The following is a 22,186-nucleotide window of genomic DNA, read 5'->3' on the forward strand; positions in this document are numbered from 1 at the left end:
ATCATGACCATTTTACAAATCGAACATCTGTCTAAAATTTACGGGAAGGGCGAATCATCGATTAAAGCGCTTGATGATGTTTCTTTTTCGGTCCAAAAAGGGGAGTTCGTCGCCATTATCGGTCCATCCGGATCAGGGAAATCGACGCTGCTGCATCTGTTAGGCGGCGTGGACCGGCCGACCAGCGGCAAAATCCTCGTTGATAATACGGACATGTACAGCTTGAATGAAACGCAGTTAGCGATTTTTCGACGCAGGCAAATCGGCTTGATCTATCAGTTCTACAATCTGATTCCCGTCCTGACGGTGGAAGAAAATATTACGCTGCCGCTCTTGCTTGATAAGCAGAAGGTGGATCGGAAGCAGCTTGACGATCTCGTCAAGACATTGAGCCTGCAGCAGCGTCTGAACCACCTGCCGAATCAGTTATCCGGCGGACAGCAGCAAAGAGTCTCGATTGGCCGAGCGCTCATTGGCAATCCGGCGATTATGCTGGCGGATGAGCCCACCGGCAACCTGGACAGCAAGAATAGCAGCGAGATCATCGACTTACTGAAAATGTGCAACAAAACCTATCAACAGACGCTGATCGTGATTACCCATGATGAACGGATTGCTCTGCAAGCCGACAGGATCATCTCGATTGAAGACGGACGGATCGCCAAGGATGAGGTGATTCGCCCATGAATATCGTCAATAGACTCACCGTCAGACATATGAAGCACAACAAGAAACGAACGCTGGTGACTATCATCGGAGTCATGATTTCGGTGGCGATGGTGACGGCTGTGTCCACGCTTGCTTTTTCTTATTTGGATGTCATGAAAAGGCAAACCATCGCGGATGGAGGGGAATGGCATGTCCTATACAAGGATGTAAACAGGGAACAACTTGAAGCGATTCAAAATGATGATGCAACAAAAACCGTTGTGCTCATAAGAGATCGCGGCTACGCTCCTTTGGCGGGAGGTCAAAATCCAAGCAAGCCATATTTGTTCATCAAGGAGTATAATGCACAAGGTTTAGCGGAATTCCCGATTGAGTTGAGCAAAGGGCGTCTTCCGCGCACAGACAATGAAGTCGTGATTTCCGAGGCCATCGCAACGAACGCAAAGGTCAACTGTGAGATCGGCAATCAGCTCCAGCTCCAGGTTGGCGAACGGTTCACTGAAGGCACGGATAAGCCGCTGAATCAATGGAAAGCATTACGAGTGGAAAATGACAAGGTGACCGAGACCTTACAAAATGTCGCGACAAGGGAGTACACGATTGTCGGCATCATCAAGCGCCCTGCCTGGGAACCGACGTGGGCGCCGGGATATACGGCGATTAGCTATGTGGATGAGAACCTGCTGGGGGCGAATGATCGAGTCAATGCGGCGGTTGTCTTGCAGAAAGTCAATCGTTCCTTGTTCGCTCATGCGGAAGATTTGGCAAAGAACAACAACATCGAATCCGTCCAATATAATCACGAGTTGCTTCACTATTATGGCGTGGCCAAGACCGAAGCTGCGCAAAACACGTTGTTTTCCTTATCAGCCATTATTATGGCCGTCATTATGATCGGTTCGGTTTCGTTGATCTATAACGCGTTCGCGATTTCCGTCTCGGAGCGTTCCCGTCATTTAGGGATGCTTGCGAGCGTAGGGGCTACGAAGAGGCAGAAGAGAAATTCAGTGTTCTTTGAAGGTGTTATCATTGGGTTGATCAGTATTCCCACGGGAATGATATGCGGTCTTGCCGGGATTGGGATGACCTTGTGGTTCATCAATTCCATGCTTCAAGGGGCATTGGGGATTACGGAAAAATTAACGGTCATCGTCACGCCCCTGTCGCTCTTGATTGCCTGTGTCGTTTCGATGCTGACGATTTTCATTTCAACGTATTTCCCAGCCATAAAAGCGTCTAAGATCTCCGCCATTGATGCGATTCGCCAAACCACCGATGTGAAGCTTGCGGTTAAAGCCGTGAGGACGCCGATGTTCATTCGCCGGCTCTTCGGAATCGAAGCAGAGATAGGATTGAAAAACTTAAAAAGAAACAAGCGAAGGTACAACGCGATTGTATTTTCACTCGCGATTAGTATCGTTCTGTTTCTTGTCGTCTCCTTTTTCACCGCCAGCTTGAAAGAATCGTTGGTACTCTCCCAGGATGGCGTCAATTATGATCTTCAAGTGTCGTACGGCAATGAAAAAAGAATAGACGATCGGTTGCTTCAATCCATTGCATCCCTTGATGATGTAGAGGAATACAGCGTCATTCACGAGTTATACGGGGAGGCTTGGTTGGAAGAAGCAGTAATCGCTGATCAATTGAAAGAGATGGCAAAGGAGGATCAAAGCAGGCTTAGGGATGGAAAATACCCTTACTTTATTCGGATAAATGCATTAAATGATCCTAACCTGAAGGCTTATGCTAAAGCAGTTGGTGCAGATTACAACCAGCTAACGGACCCAACACATGTAGCGGCGATTGTAATCGATACGATTCACTATAAAGATATGGAAACTGAAAAATACGTCGAAGCGAAGGCCATTTATAAGAAAGTTGGCCAAAGTATCGATGTAATCTCTACACGTATAGATGGGGACTCAGTAAAAGAAATACTTGTAAACAAAGTGAAAATAGCTGCACTGACCGATCAATATCCGATGGGGATGGTTACAGAAGGGTTAGGCAGATTAAATATTATCGTGTCAGCGCGAATCATGGATCAGTTTATGTACGATAAGGGGAAGGATGTGAGTCACACCTATCTCTACCTGCAAAGCTCGGATCCAATGAAAACGCAACAGAAAATTGAAGATATGAAAGAGGCGAATTTGGTTGTTCACAATCTGTATCAATATCGAAAACAGAACGAACAGAAGATTCTGTTGATGTCCGTATTTTCTTACGGCTTTATCGCATTAATTTCATTGATTTCGATTGCGAATATTTTTAACACGATCTCCACGAGCATCTCTTTGCGCAAGCGGGAATTTGCGATGCTGAAATCGGTTGGAATTACTCCTAAGGGCTTTAACAAAATGATGAACTATGAAAGCATCTTTTATGGAATCAAGTCGCTGTGTTACGGGCTTCCTAGCAGCTTCGTCGTGATGTACTTGATCTACAGAGCGATGATGAACAAATTTAACTATGGATTTGTATTTCCATGGATGAGTGTTATGTATGTTATCGCTGTCGTATTTATCATTGTTAGTTCAGCGATGCTCTACTCCAGCGCCAAAGTAAAAAAGGAGAACATTATTGATGCAATAAAGCAGGAAAGTATATAGGTTGGAGTAAATAGACCCTGATGTTGAAGTCAGGGTCGTTTTTATTGCGGAAAAGATATTCTCGGCTTGACATAATCGAATAGAGAGGGATATGAATGGATAGTCGGAGTACATAAATAGGCGGTGGCATAAGAAGCGATGAAAATATCAATCGAAGAAATCAATATCCTAGAGGACGAAGAAATCATCATACGATGTCATGAGGTCAATGAGGAAATTTTGAGCCTTGTGCGCCGGATGAAAGTGAAAAGCAAGGTGCTAATGGGCTTTCATGAAGATGCGATTCACCAAATCAAGCTTAGCGATGTGTACTATTTTGAAGCGGTGGATAACAAGGTGTTTATGTATTGCCGGGATAAGGTCTTTGAAGCGAAACAGAAGCTATACGAGCTCGAACAGTTATGTGAGGGACGGAAATTTTTCCGCGCATCGAAATCCAGCATCATCAATATCGCCAAAATTTCGTACATCAAACCGTCACTTAGCGGGAGGTTCGAGGCAAGAATGGATAATGGGGAAACGGTTATGGTGTCGCGTCAATATGTACCGATTCTTAAAACGATGCTTGGACTATAGGGAGGGGAGAAAATGAATTTTTCAGAGATTCTAAAAAGACTGGCAAGAGATTACTTGCTTATTTTTGCAGGAATTGTTATTTGTGTCTCTCTGTTTAATCACATATATGCCGTGATGAACGCTCTGGATGCTTCGGAGTTCTCACTCGGTCTCCGTCATATATACGCAATCATGATGTGTGCATTGGTGGGCGTATTGCCAAGTCTTATCTTCTATTTTCCCTCCACAATCAGTGAAAAGGGAATGCGTATGCGAATCCTGATCCATTTTATTATCGTGGAAGCCGTGCTGCTTATTTTCACGAATAGGATGGGCTGGGTTACGGGAACAGCCGGAGCAACGATACTTGCATTACAAGTTGCCATCATATACATGCTGGTCTGTTTGCTTGGATGGAACAATGACCGCCAAGTCGCTAGGGAAATCAATGAGCAACTAATGAAGCTTAAAAAAGCAGATGAACAGTAAGGCGGGGAAGCAGCAGCTTACCCCGTTTTTTTTACAGCTTACCTTGCTTATCATGCAGCATGCCGCAATGCATATTTACGCTGCGCACAGGGTTGTGTATGCTGATGCTGCACTAGATAAACAAAGGGGGCTTGGATTATGGGGATCCTTCTCTTGGTTATTGCAGCCGTTTTTGAGGCAGCATTGGCTGTATATTGCATTTGGACAAAGTCGAATCAGAACAAAGTCAGAGGCATGATGAGAATCGGGGCGTTGGCCTTATTCGTTATGTTCACGCTGGCTTCGGTCATTGAGTGGAGCTTCCGCTGGGTGGGAATTGGCCTGCTGCTGCTTGTCTGGGCGGTGCTTGGAGTGAGAACGCTGATACGCAGCAAGGAGGAGCGGCAGCAATACAGATGCGGCCGCATTGTCAGAAATGCTGTCGTTATGCTTGTGCTTGTCGTAATAGCTGTAACTCCCGCCCTCGTATTCCCGCAGTATGCATTGCCGCAAGTTACGGGGGAGTATCAAGTCGCACGCGTATCTTACACCTATATGGACAAAAACCGCATGGAACAGTTTACCGCCACGGGAGAAAACCGAGTCGTCAATGTTGGGTTTTGGTATCCCGACAATGCAGACGGAACCTACCCGCTTGTGGTATTCTCGCATGGAGCCTACGGCATCAATGAAAGCAACGCCTCTACCTATATGGAGCTTGCAAGCCACGGCTATGTGGTGTGTTCGATTGATCATCCTTATCATTCCTTTTATACGGCATCGGTCGACGGAACAGTCGCACTCGTCAATTCGGAATATATGCAGGAAGTCAACAATTCCAACAAGGGCGTGTACACGGTTGAGGAAACCTACGGGCTTATTCAAAAATGGATGAAGCTGCGCACGGATGATATGAACTTTGTGATCGATACGATTCTGGAAAAAGCCAAAACTGGCAGTGAGAACGTGTATCAATTGGTGAATACCGAAAAAATAGGTGTATTCGGCCACTCCATGGGCGGTGCAGCGAGTGTGTGGCTCGGCAGGGAGCGGGAGGATATAGGCGCCGTTGTAAATATTGACGCCCCGCTGTTCAGCGAGCTTGTCTACAATCGAGAGACCGACGATTTTGCGGCAAGCGGCCAACCTTATACGACCCCGCTTCTTAATATGTATTCTGATAGTGTCTGGGTGCAGCTCAATAGCAATTCGACGTATGCGGCGAACAAAGCAATTGATGAACATGGCAAAGTTTATACCGTTCATTTTCAAGGCGCGAAGCATATGAGTCTTACCGATCTGGCACTCTTTTCACCGATGCTTGCCAATATGCTGCAGGGCGGCAGGGCAGAAATTGATGTCTACTACGGTATTGAGACGATGAACCGAATCATACTGGAGTTTTTCGATTGCTATCTCAAGGGGAAGGGCAGCTTCACTTCTGCGGGGACCTATTAATGACAAGTGAGGTTACAAGCCATACCTGGTTCATTCAAGGGAGGCCGCTCCGCGGATCCTGGCTTCGAACAAAAACCGCTCAGGCGGCTTGATTCGCTGCCTGAGAGCATTTGAGCGGCAAAATCATATTTCTTTGATGTTAAGAGCTGCAAATAGATTTCGAAGGCAATGGCATTTTTGAACCGTATGCGACGACGAAGCCGTCTCTCGTTTTGTTGGGAAGGGAAGGCGTGGAGATGACCCGGTCTTTTCCTTGTTTTTTGTGTCAAGAAATATACCACCTTTCACTGACATGGTTATATACATATTCAAGCGAGAAGGAATTGGATAGAGATACTTGCCGAACGTCTCAACGTTGATGTCATACATTCGGGAAATGGAATGCAGAGGATGAAGTACGAGAATTGAGTCTGCAGTATGGAAGGGGGGGAACGTATCGTTCCCCCTTAACCTCCAATTCCCAGACGCAGGCGGGTTCCCGCCCCAATAGGCCCGCCGCAATTACGAGAGCCGCTTCACATCGAGCAGCTCATCCTGCGGCATAGCCAACGCCTGCTTCGAGAGCTCCAGCTTCAGCTTGTCAAAGCGCGCGATATCCTTAACCGTCATTGCTTGATTGCGGCCTTTGGCCAAGAAGTCGTAGAATTCAAGCGGAAGGAAGTCCTCCTTCAACGCCACTTCAACGGCCGCGCCATCTATCGTCGAGATGACAAAGGCGTAGGATTGAGCGCGATGCGGGTCGTATTGCGCGACCGGGTAATGGACATCCACCGTGTACGCCCCGCGCGTACCGGCGCGAGTCACGAATTCGAACGCATCGCGGAAGCCAGGGCCCGCATGCCCGGAGAGGATGCGGAGCGAGCCCCGCTGCGGCGGTTCTGTGCCGAACAATTCATGGATGGCCGCCTGTTGAACGCGAAAAGCGACAGCGATAGCCATAAGGGCCAGCTCACCATGATATTTCTTTATATCTTCAAAGCGGATTTCGATGATTTCCTTGTTGTCCCTAATGTGAATAACAGACATAGGTTAACCTCCCGGATGCACCCTCCCGCAGGGGCGCAGTAATTGTTACTCGTTGCTGGCAGAACGGAATACGCCCTGAACATACTCGCAAAAATCGGACTCAATGCGTGTCAGCGGAGTGCTCTTCCGCCGGACAAATCCGTTATTTCGCTCGATTCGCAAACCGAACACAGGCTTCGTTACGAGCTCGCCTGTATCCAGCATTCCACGCACGGCATAGTAGGGTATAAAGGCAGCGCCCAGTCCAGCCTTAATCGACTTCTTGATTACTTCAAAGCTGCTCATGTGAATCGTGTCAGGTTCTATCCCCAACGAACGGATCGGAGATAATATGCAGTCCTGCAAATAGCTGTTTTGCGGAAGCATCAGCGGTATGCGGGCGATATCGCGAGCGTAGAGCATTTTGCGCCCCGCCCAATCGTGATCCGGCGGAAGCACGAGCACAAACTCATCTTTGAACAGTGTGAAGGAGTCAAGTTGACCCTGAACGTACTTGTCTTCCTCATAAATAGGCAGGAAGGCCATATTGATTTTTTCTTCCATAAGAAGGCCGATCAGATCTGTATAACAATGGGTATGGAGCTCAAAGCGCTGCTGCGGAAAGCGATGGTAAAACTGTGCTAACATATCCGGCAGTATGTATACCCCTAAGTAATTGCTTGCATACAACGAGAGGACCGGATTCGAGAGCCCCGCGTTTTTGATGTTCAGCGAAGCCTCCTCGAACAGAACGATCATTTTCTTCGCGTATTGATGCAAAATTTCCCCCTGAGCCGTCAGCCGAACCGATTTCCCCGAACGGATGAACAGGGTCGCCTCGAATTTCTCTTCCAGCTGTTGAATGTGATTCGTCACCGTCGGTTGAGAGCAGAAGAGCCGCTTTGCCGTTTCGGAAAAAGACCCGCATTCAGCCAACGCGAGAAACGTTTCCATTTTATCTAGAACCTTCACGAGAGGAGCCTCCTAAGGGGGATGGGAATCGTAGTGAGTATACTATGAATGAGATTGAGAATCAATATCGATTGAGATGTGATGCCTATCGTGTTTTTTAATACATCGATTAAATAATAGTATGAAAGCGAAACCAACCCGGTTAAATCGGTATGATTTCATATAACACTCCTTATACATGATATTGATTTTCATTCTCAATTAATTTATCTTAAATTTTGTACGTTACAGCTAGAGTTGAGAAAAGGAGTGTTATTGTTATGCGTTTTCGCACAGCATCATATTTCATCTTATTGGTAACGGCATTCCTGTTGCTCGCGGGATGTCGTTCAGCGAATACATCTTCAGCGACAGAAGCTGCAGAGACACCACAGCTCTCTTCGTCAGCGCAGCAGCCTTCCATTCGCATCGGATGGCAGGACAGCGGCTATCCATCGCCGTTTGCCTTCAAGCCGTCAGGTCCGGGCGGTTTTTTGCGGAATAGCTTCCTGTTCGACACGTTAACCTGGAAAGACGATACGGGGATTATTCCATGGCTTGCTGCCTCGTGGAAGGTGTCTGAAGATGGATTGCGTTATACGTTCACGCTGGAACGGGATGTGAAATGGCATGACGGAACGGCCTTGTCCGCCGATGATGTCGTGTTCACATTTGAATACTTCAAGACGCATTCGTTTCCCTGGACAGGCGACCTAAGCCAAATCCAATCCGTGACCCGCACGGGGGACGGAACGGTAGAGTTTCAGTTGAACAATAAGTATGCTCCGTTTTTAACGGATCTGGCCGGGATCGTGCCGATTATTCCGAAGCATGTATGGGAAAAAGTTAGCGATCCGATTGCTTATCGCGACCCGTCAGCCTTGATCGGAACCGGTCCGTTCACCCTGAAGCAGTATGATGAGAAATCGGGGCAATATTGGTTCACCGCCAATGAGAGCTATTTCAAGGGAAGCGTTAATGTTAAGGATGTGGCTTACATAGATGTGAAGAATAAAGTGCTGTCTCTGCAAAAAAATGAAATCAATGCGGCATCGACGTTAAGCTATCAGGAAGCGGAGCAGCTTCAGAAGGAAGGCTTCCAGATGATGAAGAGCGAACCGACTGGCAGCGCGGTACGCATCGTATTCAACCTTGATCATCCGCAATTACAGGATAAACGATTGCGCCAAGCATTGGCCTATGCGCTTGATCGTGCGGACATGGCCGGCAAAATAGCGGGCGGGACGCCGATCCCAGGCAGCGGCGGAATTATACCGCCGGATTCGCCTTGGTATAACGGTAAGGTGAAGACCTATGAGTATAGCACGGCCAAAGCAGAACAAATGTTGGACGAGCTTGGTTACCGCAAAGACGGCACCGGCGTACGCCAAGATCTGAAGCTAAGCGTGATCGTCTCCTCGACTTCCAAAGAAGCGCAAATGATGAAGGAGATGCTGAAAAAGGTTGGCATAGAATTGAACATTCAACAGGTGGATGGAGTGACGTTCACCTCCGCCATGGGGGAGAACAAGTACGATATGGCCTTGACGGGGCATATCGGATTAAGCGGCGATCCCGATTTCCTGCGGCTGTGGTTTTTGGGGAAAGCAAGCAATTCGTTTGCAGCGAGAGGAAGCTCATTTGACCATCCGCAATTCCAGCAGTTAGCCCAAGAGCAGCTGCAAGAGCTGGATTCGGCAGCACGCAAGCAGATTGTTGGCGAGATGCAACTGATTTTGTCAGAGGAATTGCCCACGCTAGTCTTGTATCATCGTCCATTTTATTTCTTGTATAAGGAAGCCGAGTTCGACCGTTGGTTCAATACGTATGGCGGTATAGCCGACGGAATACCGCTCTGGGACAACAAGGCGGCATTTATCGATGCGAAGAAGAAGTAAGAACACGTTCACCTATTTGGTTGTGCTGTTATTTGTACTGCTCTTAAATTTTGTCCTCCCTCGGCTGCTGCCGGGGGGGCCTGTTGATTTTTTAGAGGGCGGGGAAGACGGCCCCATTTTTATTTCGGATGTGCAAAAAGCATCGATGATGGAATACTATCGGCTCGATGAACCGGCATGGATGCAGCTTGTGAACTATGTGAAGGGGATCATCACCTTCGATTTCGGGCAGTCGTTCACCTATAAAATGCCGGTCTATGAAGTGATTATGAGCCGGCTTCCATGGACGCTGCTCATCGTCGGCGCTGCCACCGTACTATCCTTCCTCATCGGCATCGCCGCCGGATTGGTATCGGCATGGCGGCATACGGGGAATCAGGACCGAGGCTGGTTCATTGCCATGATTAGTGTCAGCACGATCCCGGAATTTTTGACAGGGATGCTGCTGGTGCTCGGGCTTTCCGTGAAGTGGGATTGGTTCCCTCTTGGCGGCGCGGAGACGCCTTTTTATGCGGCTAACGGCTGGTGGGATCATGTGCTTGACGTGTCTTGGCATGCGGTTCTGCCAATCGTGACCTTGACGGCGGCGAATATGGCCAGCATTTATTTACTTATGCGCAATGAAGCGATTCGGGTGCTGCGCGAGCCGTTTATTGAATTTGCCTTAGCCAAAGGTGTGAACAGGAGGACGATGTTGGTTAGACATGTCCTGCGCAGCGCCATTCTTCCGGTTCTAACCCTGATTGTGGTCCGCCTTGGCGGGTTGCTGGCGGGATCGGTCCTCGTCGAGACGGTCTTTTCATACCCGGGCATCGGCAAGTTGCTGCAGGAAGCGATACTGGCGCGGGATTACCCGCTGCTGCACGGACTTTTCGTGCTGATGACGGTATTTGTATTGCTGCTGAACATGATTGCAGATCGGGTATATCCGCGGCTAGACCCTCGCATCCAACTCGGAAAAGGGGGAGCATGATGAATCCAACCAAAATGGCAGGCATCGTAATTATCGCCTGTTTTGTCGTACTGGCTCTTGCCGGGCCACTGCTTGCAAATGCAGACCCCTTTGCCTTTGATCATGATCGGCTGCTCGCTCCATCAAGCGCGAATTGGCTCGGCACGAATGCGCTGGGGCAGGATGTCTTCAGCCAGTTAAGCTACGGAGCGCGTGCGACCTTCCTCATCGGGCTGGGTGTTGCCCTGCTGAGCACCGCACTCAGCGGCATGCTTGGCCTTGCGGCAGGGTATGTCAGAAGACTTGATCCGCTGATCAATGGATTGGCGAACGTTCTGCTCGTGCTGCCTTCTTTGCTGCTGGTGCTTCTGGTAGCCGCCTTTACGGCAGGCGGTGTCTGGCAGCTGATTATTACGCTAGGCCTGCTTACTTGGCCTGGATATATGCGGCTGATCCGATCCTCCGTGTTGTCGCTGCGTGAACGTGAATTTGTGAAGGCGTCCCAGTTGTTCCATGGAACACCGTTCTATATATTACGAAAGCACCTGATGCCCTTTATCGTTCCATTGCTGCGAACGAAGTTCATTCTATCGTTCCGTCAGGCCGTAACGATGGAGGCGAGCTTATCTTTCCTTGGTCTTGGCGATCCGAACCAACCGACATGGGGGAAAATGCTGGAGCAAGCGTTCCATAACAACGAGACCTGGATGACGGCGGCCTGGCAGTGGACGATTGTGCCGCCTATGCTGGCGCTCCTGCTGGTTACGATCGGGCTGGCCTTGGTAAGTGAAGGTGAACATCAACAGGGAAGCAGTTGGCTTCGTTCCTTCCGCCCCAGCAGCAAGGTGAAGCCTCGGCGTGCCGAGCCGCGGCCTTCACGTGCTGCTGAACCAGATGAACCCGCGGTTGAGGTTCACGATCTAAGCGTAGTGCATCAGGGGCGCACGATATTGCAGCCGATGTCTTTTGCCGTTAGAGCGGGAAGCATTACGGCGATTATTGGCGAATCAGGCTCAGGCAAAACGACGCTGGCAAGGGCGGTATACGGGTTGCTGCCGGATGAGGCAATGAGCGGATCGGTCTATATTCGCGGTGGCGGATCGGCGGAGCAGGGACTGAATCGTTGGGTCGACGCCGCATTCATTGCGCAGGATCCGCGGCTTAGCTTTCATCCGCTGTTGACCATTGGGCAGCAATTCATGGAGGCCATGAAGGGAAGGGGCACATCCAAGGCTGATGTTGCCGGGAAGCGGCTGGCCGCTGAGCAGGCCATGCGGGAAGTCCAGCTTCCGGAACGGCTGCTGGACAGCTATCCGCATGAATTAAGCGGAGGCATGCTGGGCCGCGCCCTGATTGCGCTGGCGCTTATCAATAAGCCGGCCCTGCTGATTGCGGATGAGCCGACAAGCGCGCTTGACCCGCTCATCAAGCGGGAAATCTTCCGCTTGCTCATCGAGAAAGTGAGAGCGCATGGGATGACCCTGCTGCTCATCACCCATGATGTGCCGTCAGCACTGCGTGCAGCGGATGATGTGATGATTATCAAGGAAGGCCAACTTGTGGAGCATGCGTCTGTGGAGAAGTGGCTGCAGAAGCCTGCCACGAGCTATAGCCGCGAGCTGCAGACATTTATCCCATCGATGAGGTGAGACCTATACAGGCAAGGAGTGCATGTGATGCTGCTAGAGCTACAGCAAATTTCAAAGCGTTTCGATCCGTTTTTGCCCTTTGCGGTTCAGAACATATCTTTCTCCATCTCCGATCATGAAATATTTGCGCTAGCAGGTGAAAGCGGATCCGGAAAATCGACGCTGGCCCAGCTCATTGCCGGGTTGCAGCAGCCGACGGAAGGGAGGGTATTGTGGAAGGGGACTCCCCTTACGCCGCAAGCGAGCGTGCAGCTCGTATTTCAGAACCCGGATCGATCACTTAACCCGTATTGGAAGATCAAAGATATTATTGCCGAGCCGCTTCGGTTGAAGCAATGGACGCGCTTGGCGTCGCAGCGGAAGGCCGAGGAACTGATGGAACGGGTTCGCCTGCCTCATGAGCTATTAGAGCGGCGTCCCGTCGAATGCTCAGGCGGACAAAAGCAGCGGATTGCCATCGCGCGCGCCTTAGCGCTGGAGCCTGAATTGCTCATTGCCGATGAGATTACATCGGCCCTGGATCCGATGACGGAGCGGGACATTTTAAGCTTGCTGTCGGAGCTGAAGCAGGATCATTACATGTCCATCTTATATATTACGCATCGGTTGGACACGATTCACGGCTTCGCCGATGTTGTCGGTGTGATGAAAAACGGCATGCTGCTTGAGAGCGGAGCGGCAGCGGATATCATGCTGCATCCCGTTCACGCCTATACCCAATCACTCATAGCGGCTTGTTATGATGACAATTACATAGGGAGGTTATGAATAGCAAGATGACGGAGCCTATCAAAATCGCTTATTTGGATTCCTATTCGGACAGTCCCTCGCGGGTGTATCGGCATGAATTGTATGAACATCGGTTAGAGCGCATGTTCTTATACGATATGACGATAGATAGACTGGCGCCATACGGCGCGCTGATCGTGCCGAATAATATAGACGAGGAATTTTTATATCAGCATCGTGATTGGATAGCGCAGTATCTGGAACAGGGACGAATTGTCGTGTCCTTTGCCCAAATCTTTTTGTCGTGGCTGCCAGGCAATGGCCTATGGAATCGGAGTCCGCTGGACATCAACGAACGGACGATCCTTGCCCATGACGAGCATCCGCTTTTTCACGGTGTCACGGAGTATGACTTGAATTATCGGCGCGGGGTCAAAGGCTTTTTCTCGCGGGGCTATTTCGAGGCTCCTGCAAATGCGGAGATCGCGCTAAGAGATAATGCGGGGCAGACCGTTGTGTACATTGATCGTCATACGACCCGAGGCACGATTATGGCAGGCGCCGGGACCGATCTGATAGGCTACGGCTTGTCCGACACGACTACGGCACGAAGATTAGGGCCGCAGCTGCTGGCTTGGATCGATAGGGAGTATCTGTATAAGCGGACCACCAATAAAAGGAGTTAAGGCGATGAAGACAGCTATCTTATACAGCGGCATCAGCTACCAGCATTATTTTTTTACGAGAAAGGACGGAAAGTACAGACAGCGGTTTACGGATAGAATCTACTTATTGGATTTGCATCGAACCGATCTGCGGCCGTACGATTACGTCATTGTGCCGACTCGCTTGAATCAAGATATACTATTCGAGCATGCGGAGCAATTCCGTCAATACTTGGATCAGGGAGGACACATCATCAGCTTTGGGGAGATCGAGAAGCCGTGGCTCTCTCCCGTCAGATGGAAGTTTTACCCGACGAATTTTCACTGGTGGGTGAATCCGGGCGCGGATTTGCCATTGTATCCGGCTGATGCCCAACATCCCTTATTTCAAAGGATTACGGTCGGCGACGCGAAGTGGCATTATCATGGCGTGTTCCGGTTGGAAGCGGGGGCAGGAGCGGAGCCTGTTCTCGTGAATGAACTGGGCGAAGCAGTTATTTGCGTCGATCGGCAATCACACGCAGGAAATATGTATATGACAACGCTGGATCCGGACTATCATTTCGGACAAGGGTTTATTCCAAAGGTGGAAACCTTCCTGGATGGTTATCTTGCCTGGATCGAAGAGGATATGATGAACAGACCGATTCATTCTTAAAGCTTGTCAGGCCTTCGAGAGAGGCCTTATCGATTAAGGAGTTGTTCCCAGAGTAGATCTTCTGCCTGGCGGCAACTCCTTTCTCTATTCCTTTTCCATTTACCATACTTTTATCGATGGAATTTATGCAAGCCGGGCATAAGTAGTAACAAGTCTGCTGGTTCATTTCCGCATTTTCATCGTTGGCATAAGATTTGACATATCGTTTAGATGTGATATAATTTACCAAAATGATATAGTTACATTAAATACCTTTTATTCCGAATATAGCCGCACATACCCTGCAACTGCTTATTTCCAAGGAATTACTTAGATATGACTCCTTCCATTCAGTAGAATCAGTAGCTACTACACCACGATTCGAATAACGCTTTAACCATTCATCATTTTGTGCAATCTCACCCATTGGTTTCATTCATCCAACTGCTTCCTCAAATAAAATCTTATCTCATCTTAGAGCGAATTCATGGCTAAGTCGACCCCAAGTTGACAAAATAACTTTCTTTAACAATACTGGGCAGCATTATCTTTCTATTCTCAAGATAAGAATAAAATTCTATTAAAGAGTAAAAATATAATAAATTACATAATATAGTCGTTGTTCGTGTTGAACCATTTTCCATTCAACGACTCGACTTTATAAAGGGGTGAGGGACGAATTAGATGGCCGTTATAAGTCCAGGAATTTGTGGTTATTAAAGGCCCCCATTAACTGCAAATCATGAAAAGGGAGGAAAAACATGTCCATGGAAGAGCAAGTGAATTACTGGCTTACAGAACTAGCGGGAGAGATTCCGTTGCTGCAGCTGCCGATCGATAACTCCGGCAATAAAAATTATAGCTACGCGAGAGAGATTGAATCCATTGTTCTATCTGAATCTATCAGTGAGCGAATAAAATCGTTAGGTTTGCAAGAAGAAACAAACGTATTCACCTTACTCTTAACCGCATACCAAAGCTATCTTTATCGGTATACAGGTCAAAATGATATTTGGGTTGGTGTGATGACAGGTTGCAGGTCTGCTCTTTTTGTAAATCGAGCTTTTGTAAATGGAACGATGAATTTTAAGCAGCTATTGGCCGAGGTGAAGGATAAAGTAGCAAAGGGGCAAGCCAATCAAGATGTACCCTACGAAGTTATTGCAGAAAAACTTGCGAGCATTCACGCAGGAAGCACGGAATTATTTCAAACCCTGTTCAGATATATAGAACCCGGAGACGAAGATGCGAAGGGCATGCTTTATAACGATAGCAGCTTGCCGCTTATAAGGCTGCATGTTGACATAGCAGAGGCGGCAGACGGGTTGCAAATATCATTTGCTTATAACGCCTGCTTGTTTGCAGAACAAACGATACGACGAATGATAGAGAACTTTCGCTGCTGGATTGAGCAAGTGACAACACATGTTGACACACCGATTGATCAGCTGAGATTGATAACCAAGGAGCAAGAAAGGGAATTATTGGACGCGGGGTGCAGGAATGATGCCAATATGCTCCCTGACACGATTCTGACTGCTTTCGATGGCCAAGTACAACGTAACCCCGATGCAATCGCGCTTGTATTTGGGGAAAAGAAATCTACATACCGGGAACTGGATGTACGTTCGAATCAATTAGCGAATTATCTTCGCAAGACAGGCGTAACCAATGAAACGCTGGTAGGTATATGTTTGGAACGTTCCATCGACATGCTCGTGAGTATATTAGGAGTAATGAAAGCAGGAGGCGCTTATGTGCCGATGGATCCTGCCTATCCTATTCAAAGGCTTCACTATATTATAGAAGATGCCGGCTTACAAGTCATCATTACGAATGAAGCGTTCCTTGCTGCCGTGCCTGAAGGCGTACAAGTTGTTCATTTATCTGATAATGATAATACGTTGTGGGACGAAAGTGCGGAAAAACCTGATATCAAAGTGAACGGGAGCAATCTCGCTTACGTCATATATACTTCGGGTTCGACAGGGAATCCGAAAGGTGTCATGATAGAGCATCACTCCATTATGAATTTTCTCCAAACGTTAGAAAGCCGTGATGAGCTTGCAAAGTCGGACAGACTTTTGCAAAAAACGTCCGTTTCTTTTGATGCGTCCGTGTGGGAACTCTTTTGGTGGATGTTGAAAGGGGCCAGCTTGTATATCCTTCCGAACGGCGATGAGAAGGACCCTGTCCTGCTGGTGAAAGCCGTGGAAAGGTATCAAGTTACGCACCTTGATTTTGTACCGTCCATGTTAAAAGTAGTATTGGATTATATTGAGAATCAGGGTTCTTCTTCTAAATTATCCTCTTTGAAATATGTCACCGTTGGCGGAGAAGTGCTTCCATCTCACGTTGCACAGAAATTCGCTGATTTATTGACCACTCCTTACGGCACAATCTTATATAACGCTTATGGGCCGACGGAGACCACAGTCGATGTTGCCAGATTCAAATGCGATCCAGATGAAAAACGCGATCAAATTCCAATAGGAAAACCGAATTCAAATACGCAATTATTTGTGTTGAGTGAACATTTACAAGTTCAACCCGTTGGCGTAATTGGCGAACTCTTTGTCGGCGGATCCGGGGTAGCAAGGGGGTACTTGAACCGTCCCCAATTAACCGAAGAACGTTTCATCTCCAATCCTTATGGTCCGGAACCACACTCGCGTTTGTATCGGACGGGTGATTTAGTTCGGTATTTAGCTGACGGAAATCTAGAATATATTTGCCGAACTGACAATCAAGTTAAAGTAAGAGGATATAGAATTGAACTTGAGGAAATTCAAGTCATATTAAGCAGCCATCCGAATATTGATCAATCCATTATCGTGGCAAAAAAAGATGCCCAAGAAAATAATAAACTCGTCGCTTATGTGATCGGTACGGGAAGTATAACGGATTGGCGTGAGTATCTGAAGAATCGGCTTCCAGAGTATATGGTTCCAGCGTATTTTGTGAAAATGGATGCATTCCCTCTTACTCCTAGCGGCAAAATTGATGTGAAATCGCTGCCTGAGGTGGGGAATAGCCGTCCCCATATTACAACGGACTATATCAAGCCAGAAACCGATTTGGAACATAAGCTCGCGGACGTATGGAAAGATTTGTTCGGATACGATGAGATTGGGGTAGAGGATAATTTCTTTGAATTAGGCGGACATTCCCTGCTCGGGACTCAAGTTCTCGCGAGAATCCGTGAACTCGTCAAAAAAGAACTTCCGTTGTCTGCCCTATTTACCTATCCGACGATCCGGAGCATGGTGCCAGTACTCCATGCTGCAGATGATTTCATTCCGATGGATACGTTCCCTCGCATTAGCAGGGCATCCCGGGATAGAGAATTGCCGCTCTCTTATTCGCAAGAAAGGGTTTGGTTTTTGGAACAGTTAAGCTCCAATAATTTAGCTTATATATTTCAAGCAACGATGAACGTACGCGGTAGGCTGGATATTCCCGTACTTGAAAAATGCTTCACCGAGATTGTTCGCAGACATGAAATATTCCGGACCGTGTTTCTTGATAAACATGGGAAGCCGTATCAGTTCATCTATGAACCATTCGATGTACAATTGCCCGTCATTGATGTCTCGCATTTACCGGAGAGCGATCGGGATCAGGAAGCTCAGAGGTTGATTCAATTGGAGATCACGAAGCCGATTGATATCACGCAGTTACCATTGGCCAGATGGATTGTGTTCACAATATCTGAATTCGAGTCCGTCATCCTGTTGATTGAACATCATCTGGTTCATGATGGATGGTCATTCCGCAAATTTTTAAAAGAACTCTTTACGCTTTATAGTGCGTATGTTGAGAATAAACCGTCTCCGCTCCCAGAACTGCCTATTCAATTTGCAGACTACTGCGTATGGCAGAATGAGATGTTTCAACGCGGCAAGGAAAGCAAACAGTTAACCTATTGGACACATAAATTAAGCGGAGCAAAAGGGGTTCTCGAACTGTCAACCGACAGGCCTCGACCTGTGAATCAAACCTTCAACGGGAACTCTATCATTAGGCTCATCCCGGAAGAACTCTATCTTCAGCTCCGTGATTATTGCGTGAGAACGAATACGACCTTATTCATGGTGATGATGGCTGCTTTTCAAACCTTGCTTCACCGTTATTCCAATCAGGAAGACATTATTGTGGGGTCGGGTATCGCGAATCGGCGTTGGCAAGAAACCGAAGAATTGATCGGCATGTTTGTAAATAATATCGTGATCCGCACGCAATTTACCGAAAACATCACGTTCCAGGATGTTCTGCACAAAGTAAGGACATCTTCATTGGAAGCCTATGAAAATCAAGATATTCCTTTCGATCAAGTCGTCGATGCATTAAGACTGGAACGGGATCAAAGCCGCAATCCGCTCTTCCAAGTGATGTTTAGCTTTCACGATACCAAAATCACCAATCTGCCTGTTCACAATTTGGATGTTCAACTCCTCGAAGGGTTTAGCAACGGATCTGCCAAGTTTGACATTAATGTGGTGGTAATCAATCACTCTGAACTTTCATCTTCCCTTTTATCAGGCGATGAATATGACAGTATAAGCATGGACTGGGAATACAATACGGATTTGTTCGATGAAACGACCATTCGCCGTATGATTGAGCATTATATCGAATTACTGCACAGCATTCTTGAGAACAGCAATCAAACGGTACATTCCCTGCCAATGTTGCCCGATGCTGAACAGAATCAACTATTACGGGAGTGGAATAACACCAATACGAAGCTTGAGGATACGAGAACGATTCACCAAATCTTTGAGGAACAAGTTGCCCGGACACCTGAACGAATCGCAGTTGTATGTGAGAATGAACAGTGGACTTACAGGCAAATCAATAACCTTGCCAACCTCCTGGCAAGCAAATTGCGGAATCTGGGCGTGAAGCCGGATACAGTGGTAGGCTTAATGGTTGAACGTTCTCCCGACATGATTATCGGTATCCTTGCTATTTTAAAAGCGGGTGGAGCTTATCTTCCTATCGATACGGCGGCCCCCACAGAAAGACTTGCCTATATTCTTGAAGATAGCGATACGAAAGCCATCGTCATGCAAGAGAAGTTCAAGACATCCACCGATTTCCAACGACCTGTTCTGGTATTGGGCGAGAACATGCCTGATCAACATGTGGATTGCGACAACCTTGAGCCGGCTGCTAATTTTAAGAACTTGGCGTATGTCATGTATACATCAGGTTCGACGGGGACGCCAAAAGGCGTCATGATTGAACATGATTCTGTAGTCGATCGAATTCATTGGATGGTAAAGCGCTATCCGATGGATCAAAATGATACGATACTGCAAAAAACATCATTTTGTTTTGATGTCTCGGTAACCGAATTGCTGATATGGTTTTTCAGTGGCAGTAAGCTTTGTTTTCTCGCTCCTGATGCTGAAAAAGATCCGGAGCTCATTGTAAACACAATTGCCGAACAAAAAGTGACCTTTATTCAATTTGTTCCATCTATGTTAAGTATCTTTTTAGACCATCTGGAGAACAGCAACACTAGCGCCTTAATTAAAAGTTTAAAACGTGTATTTACGATCGGCGAGGCTTTGACCGTAGAGCAGGTACAGCGTTTTGAACGCTTGATCAAGCAGCGTAACGATACGACTCTTCACAATCTGTATGGCCCGACGGAAGCGACGATTGAAGTGACCAGCTATGATTGTCAGGCGGAGAGCAAGGTAATCCCAATCGGGAAGCCCATTGATAATGTGAAAGCCTATATTTTCAATAAGGAACGTAACTTACAGCCCGTCGGCGTGATTGGAGAACTATTTATTGGTGGCACTGGACTCGCAAGAGGGTATGTAGGAAAGCCCGAGTTAACAGCGGAACGTTTTGTCCCCAACCCTTGCGGCAGTGATCCAGAAGAAAAAGTATATCAGACCGGTGATTTAGCGCGGTGGATGCCAGATGGCAATATAGAGTTCATTGGCCGTATGGATACTCAAGTCAAAATTCGCGGTTATCGAATTGAACTGGGCGAAATCGAAGCGGTGATGAGGAAGCTGCAAGATGCGGGAGAAGCCGTTGTCATGGCCCATGAATATGAGCCGGGCGATACACGGCTAGTGGCCTATTACAATGGCACGGCAGAGGCCAGTCAAGTAAAGCTCCATCTGCAGAAGCAGTTGCCCCACTATATGATTCCATCTTATTTTGTACAGATGGAGGCACTGCCGCTCACATCGAGTGGGAAATTGGACCGTAAAGCATTGCTGGCGCCAGACATGCACGCCGTAAGTCATCACGATACAGCGCCTCGTAACTCAACCGAGGAATTACTGGCACTGATATGGAATGAGATTTTAAGAGTAGAGCCTATCGGGGTCTTTGATTCGTTCTTTGATTTGGGCGGGCATTCCCTGTTAGCTGCGCAGGTCGTCTCACGCGTAAGAGAAGTTTTCGGTCAGCATCTTCCGCTGAGAGCCATATTTGATTGCCCGACCATTGAGAGCTTGGCCAAGCGGCTAACCGAATCGAGACAAGGCGGGAACATCGCTCATCTGCCCGCACTCCATCCAGCGGAAAGAACGGGAGCTTTTCCGTTATCCTTCGCTCAGAAGCGGTTGTGGTTTTTTGACCAATTGGAGCCTGACAGCTATTTCTATAACATTCCTTATGTATGGCGTTTGAGCGGTTCATGGAATGCAGCCGGATTAGAAAAAGGATTCAACCAATTAATTGAACGCCATGAAATGCTGCGTACGGTATTCGCTAAGCGAAATGGCGCTCCTGTCCAAATCGTCCAGCCGTATCAACCAAGATCGCTGCCTGTCATTGACGTGAGCGCTCTCTCCGCGGAAGCAAGGGAGAGCCAGATCAATCATCACATCCAACGGAATGCTGAGCTCGTATTTGACTTGAGCCAGGGACCGCTGATAGAGGCCGAACTGATTAAGAAGGACGAGTGTGAGTATATTCTTCTTTGTACGGTGCATCATATTGTGTCGGATGGTTGGTCAGAGGCTATTTTATTGGACGAATGGTTGGCATTTTATGAAGAAGCGGTAAGCGGAACGCCAGCCGATCTTCGACCGTTAGCCATTCAATATAGTGACTTTGCTGTATGGAACAGACAATGGTTATCCGATGCGATGATGACAGAGCAATTGGAGTATTGGAAAAATGAACTTGCAGGCGAACTTCCCGTGCTGCAGCTGCCAATCGATCGGCCTCGGCCAGCCATTCAAAGTTATGCCGGGGATATGCAGCAATTGGAATTGGCGCCTTCCTTGCTCGAAAAACTGAAAATGTTCAGCCGGCAAGAGGGCACGACATTGTTCATGACATTACTGGCCGCCTACCAAGGTTTTCTCTCCCGCTATACTGGACAAACCGATATTTTAGTTGGAAGCCCGGTTGCCAATCGCAATATCACAGAAATCGAGGGCTTAATTGGGTTCTTTGTCAACACGCTTGTCTACCGCGTGAATGTGGAAGACAGTCCAAGCTTCAGACAATTGATCGCCCAAGTCAAAGAAAAAGCATTGCGCGGGCAAGAAAATCAGGACGTACCGTTTGAAAAAATAGTAGAGACCCTTCAACCAACACGAAACCCAAGTTATGCCCCTATCTTCCAAACGATATTTACGATGCACACCCATCTGAGAAAGATAAAGGAATGGCCAAATCGCAAAATTGAGCCTGTGAAGACGTGCATCAAAGTTGCTAAATATGATTTGTCTGTAACGCTAGAAGTGAACAATGAGAGAACCTTGGATATTTCGTTTGGTTACAACAAGGATTTATTCGATCATTCCACCATTGAACGCATGATCGGACACTTCGCGAATTGGTTGGAACAAGTAGTGACATATCCGGATGAGTCCATTGACAATTTGCGGCTCATTACGGAGGATGAGGAAAAACTATTGCTGGAGCTGTGGAGCAGCAATTAGGAGGCGCCGT

General features: G+C 47.7%; 14 protein-coding genes. 12 read left to right on the plus strand and 2 right to left on the minus strand.

From position 1 onward, the window contains the following. Window positions 1–3: 3 nt before the first annotated feature. The 5 genes from FLT43_RS00295 to FLT43_RS00315 all read left to right on the plus strand — a co-directional run bounded on the left by FLT43_RS00295 (window position 4) and on the right by FLT43_RS00315 (window position 5,762). A complete protein-coding gene (locus FLT43_RS00295) occupies window positions 4–687 on the plus strand; it encodes an ABC transporter ATP-binding protein (protein WP_087443876.1) in 684 nt (227 codons plus the stop codon). Then, window positions 684–3,281, plus strand: a complete 2,598-nt coding sequence (locus FLT43_RS00300; protein WP_087443875.1) for an ABC transporter permease — start codon at window positions 684–686, stop codon at window positions 3,279–3,281. The genes FLT43_RS00295 and FLT43_RS00300 overlap by 4 nt, the downstream gene beginning before the upstream one ends. Before the next feature lie 138 nt (window positions 3,282–3,419). Continuing rightward, window positions 3,420–3,857, plus strand: coding sequence for a LytTR family DNA-binding domain-containing protein (locus FLT43_RS00305; RefSeq protein ID WP_087443874.1), 438 nt, complete (start codon window positions 3,420–3,422; stop codon window positions 3,855–3,857). A gap of 12 nt (window positions 3,858–3,869) precedes the next feature. Next, window positions 3,870–4,325, plus strand: coding sequence for a DUF3021 family protein (locus FLT43_RS00310; RefSeq protein ID WP_087443873.1), 456 nt, complete (start codon window positions 3,870–3,872; stop codon window positions 4,323–4,325). A 138-nt stretch (window positions 4,326–4,463) separates the two neighbouring features. Further along, window positions 4,464–5,762, plus strand: coding sequence for an alpha/beta hydrolase family protein (locus FLT43_RS00315; RefSeq protein ID WP_087443872.1), 1,299 nt, complete (start codon window positions 4,464–4,466; stop codon window positions 5,760–5,762). 501 nt (window positions 5,763–6,263) lie between these two features. Here FLT43_RS00315 and FLT43_RS00320 read toward each other — a convergent pair. Both FLT43_RS00320 and FLT43_RS00325 read right to left on the minus strand, forming a co-directional pair. Next, window positions 6,264–6,788: a hypothetical protein gene (locus FLT43_RS00320; protein ID WP_087443871.1), complete on the minus strand. Its 525-nt coding sequence runs from the start codon at window positions 6,786–6,788 to the stop codon at window positions 6,264–6,266. A gap of 45 nt (window positions 6,789–6,833) precedes the next feature. Continuing rightward, window positions 6,834–7,739, minus strand: a complete 906-nt coding sequence (locus tag FLT43_RS00325) for a LysR family transcriptional regulator (protein ID WP_087443870.1) — start codon at window positions 7,737–7,739, stop codon at window positions 6,834–6,836. Between the two features lie 260 nt (window positions 7,740–7,999). On the opposite strand from FLT43_RS00325, the gene FLT43_RS00330 reads away from it, so the two are divergent. From FLT43_RS00330 to FLT43_RS00360, 7 genes are all read left to right on the plus strand, one after another. Beyond that, window positions 8,000–9,616, plus strand: coding sequence for an ABC transporter substrate-binding protein (locus FLT43_RS00330; protein WP_087443869.1), 1,617 nt, complete (start codon window positions 8,000–8,002; stop codon window positions 9,614–9,616). Beyond that, the gene (locus FLT43_RS00335) at window positions 9,600–10,589 is read left to right on the plus strand and encodes an ABC transporter permease (RefSeq protein ID WP_087443868.1); all 990 of its coding nucleotides are present in this window, start codon (window positions 9,600–9,602) and stop codon (window positions 10,587–10,589) included. Before FLT43_RS00330 ends, FLT43_RS00335 begins: the two co-directional genes overlap by 17 nt. After that, window positions 10,586–12,217 (plus strand): ATP-binding cassette domain-containing protein, encoded by a 1,632-nt coding sequence (locus FLT43_RS00340; protein ID WP_244194291.1) that lies wholly within the window; start codon window positions 10,586–10,588, stop codon window positions 12,215–12,217. The genes FLT43_RS00335 and FLT43_RS00340 overlap by 4 nt, the downstream gene beginning before the upstream one ends. Window positions 12,218–12,244: 27 nt before the next feature. Then, entirely contained in the window at window positions 12,245–12,985 is a 741-nt protein-coding gene (locus tag FLT43_RS00345) for an ABC transporter ATP-binding protein (RefSeq protein ID WP_087443866.1), read from the plus strand. A gap of 8 nt (window positions 12,986–12,993) precedes the next feature. Further along, window positions 12,994–13,632: an aspartate/tyrosine/aromatic aminotransferase gene (locus FLT43_RS00350; protein ID WP_087443959.1), complete on the plus strand. Its 639-nt coding sequence runs from the start codon at window positions 12,994–12,996 to the stop codon at window positions 13,630–13,632. A gap of 4 nt (window positions 13,633–13,636) precedes the next feature. Further along, complete coding sequence (locus FLT43_RS00355; RefSeq protein WP_087443865.1) at window positions 13,637–14,269, plus strand: hypothetical protein; 633 nt, start codon at window positions 13,637–13,639, stop codon at window positions 14,267–14,269. A gap of 746 nt (window positions 14,270–15,015) precedes the next feature. Then, window positions 15,016–22,176, plus strand: a complete 7,161-nt coding sequence (locus FLT43_RS00360) for an amino acid adenylation domain-containing protein (RefSeq protein ID WP_244194289.1) — start codon at window positions 15,016–15,018, stop codon at window positions 22,174–22,176. The last annotated feature ends 10 nt before the right edge of the window (window positions 22,177–22,186 follow it).

It is taken from the genome of Paenibacillus thiaminolyticus (assembly GCF_007066085.1).
In the GTDB taxonomy this organism is placed as follows: Bacteria; Bacillota; Bacilli; order Paenibacillales; family Paenibacillaceae; genus Paenibacillus_B; species Paenibacillus_B thiaminolyticus.

What these genes read in the sequence shown, in the direction of transcription:
- FLT43_RS00355 (WP_087443865.1), top strand. Translation starts at nt 13,637, where the DNA reads ATGAAGACAGCTATCTTATACAGCGGCATCAGCTACCAGCATTATTTT.
- FLT43_RS00340 (WP_244194291.1), top strand. Translation starts at nt 10,586, where the DNA reads ATGATGAATCCAACCAAAATGGCAGGCATCGTAATTATCGCCTGTTTT.
- FLT43_RS00360 (WP_244194289.1), top strand. Translation starts at nt 15,016, where the DNA reads ATGGAAGAGCAAGTGAATTACTGGCTTACAGAACTAGCGGGAGAGATT.
- FLT43_RS00320 (WP_087443871.1), bottom strand. Translation starts at nt 6,788, where the DNA reads ATGTCTGTTATTCACATTAGGGACAACAAGGAAATCATCGAAATCCGC.
- FLT43_RS00310 (WP_087443873.1), top strand. Translation starts at nt 3,870, where the DNA reads ATGAATTTTTCAGAGATTCTAAAAAGACTGGCAAGAGATTACTTGCTT.
- FLT43_RS00330 (WP_087443869.1), top strand. Translation starts at nt 8,000, where the DNA reads ATGCGTTTTCGCACAGCATCATATTTCATCTTATTGGTAACGGCATTC.
- FLT43_RS00300 (WP_087443875.1), top strand. Translation starts at nt 684, where the DNA reads ATGAATATCGTCAATAGACTCACCGTCAGACATATGAAGCACAACAAG.
- FLT43_RS00345 (WP_087443866.1), top strand. Translation starts at nt 12,245, where the DNA reads ATGCTGCTAGAGCTACAGCAAATTTCAAAGCGTTTCGATCCGTTTTTG.
- FLT43_RS00335 (WP_087443868.1), top strand. Translation starts at nt 9,600, where the DNA reads ATGCGAAGAAGAAGTAAGAACACGTTCACCTATTTGGTTGTGCTGTTA.
- FLT43_RS00350 (WP_087443959.1), top strand. Translation starts at nt 12,994, where the DNA reads ATGACGGAGCCTATCAAAATCGCTTATTTGGATTCCTATTCGGACAGT.
- FLT43_RS00295 (WP_087443876.1), top strand. Translation starts at nt 4, where the DNA reads ATGACCATTTTACAAATCGAACATCTGTCTAAAATTTACGGGAAGGGC.
- FLT43_RS00315 (WP_087443872.1), top strand. Translation starts at nt 4,464, where the DNA reads ATGGGGATCCTTCTCTTGGTTATTGCAGCCGTTTTTGAGGCAGCATTG.
- FLT43_RS00305 (WP_087443874.1), top strand. Translation starts at nt 3,420, where the DNA reads ATGAAAATATCAATCGAAGAAATCAATATCCTAGAGGACGAAGAAATC.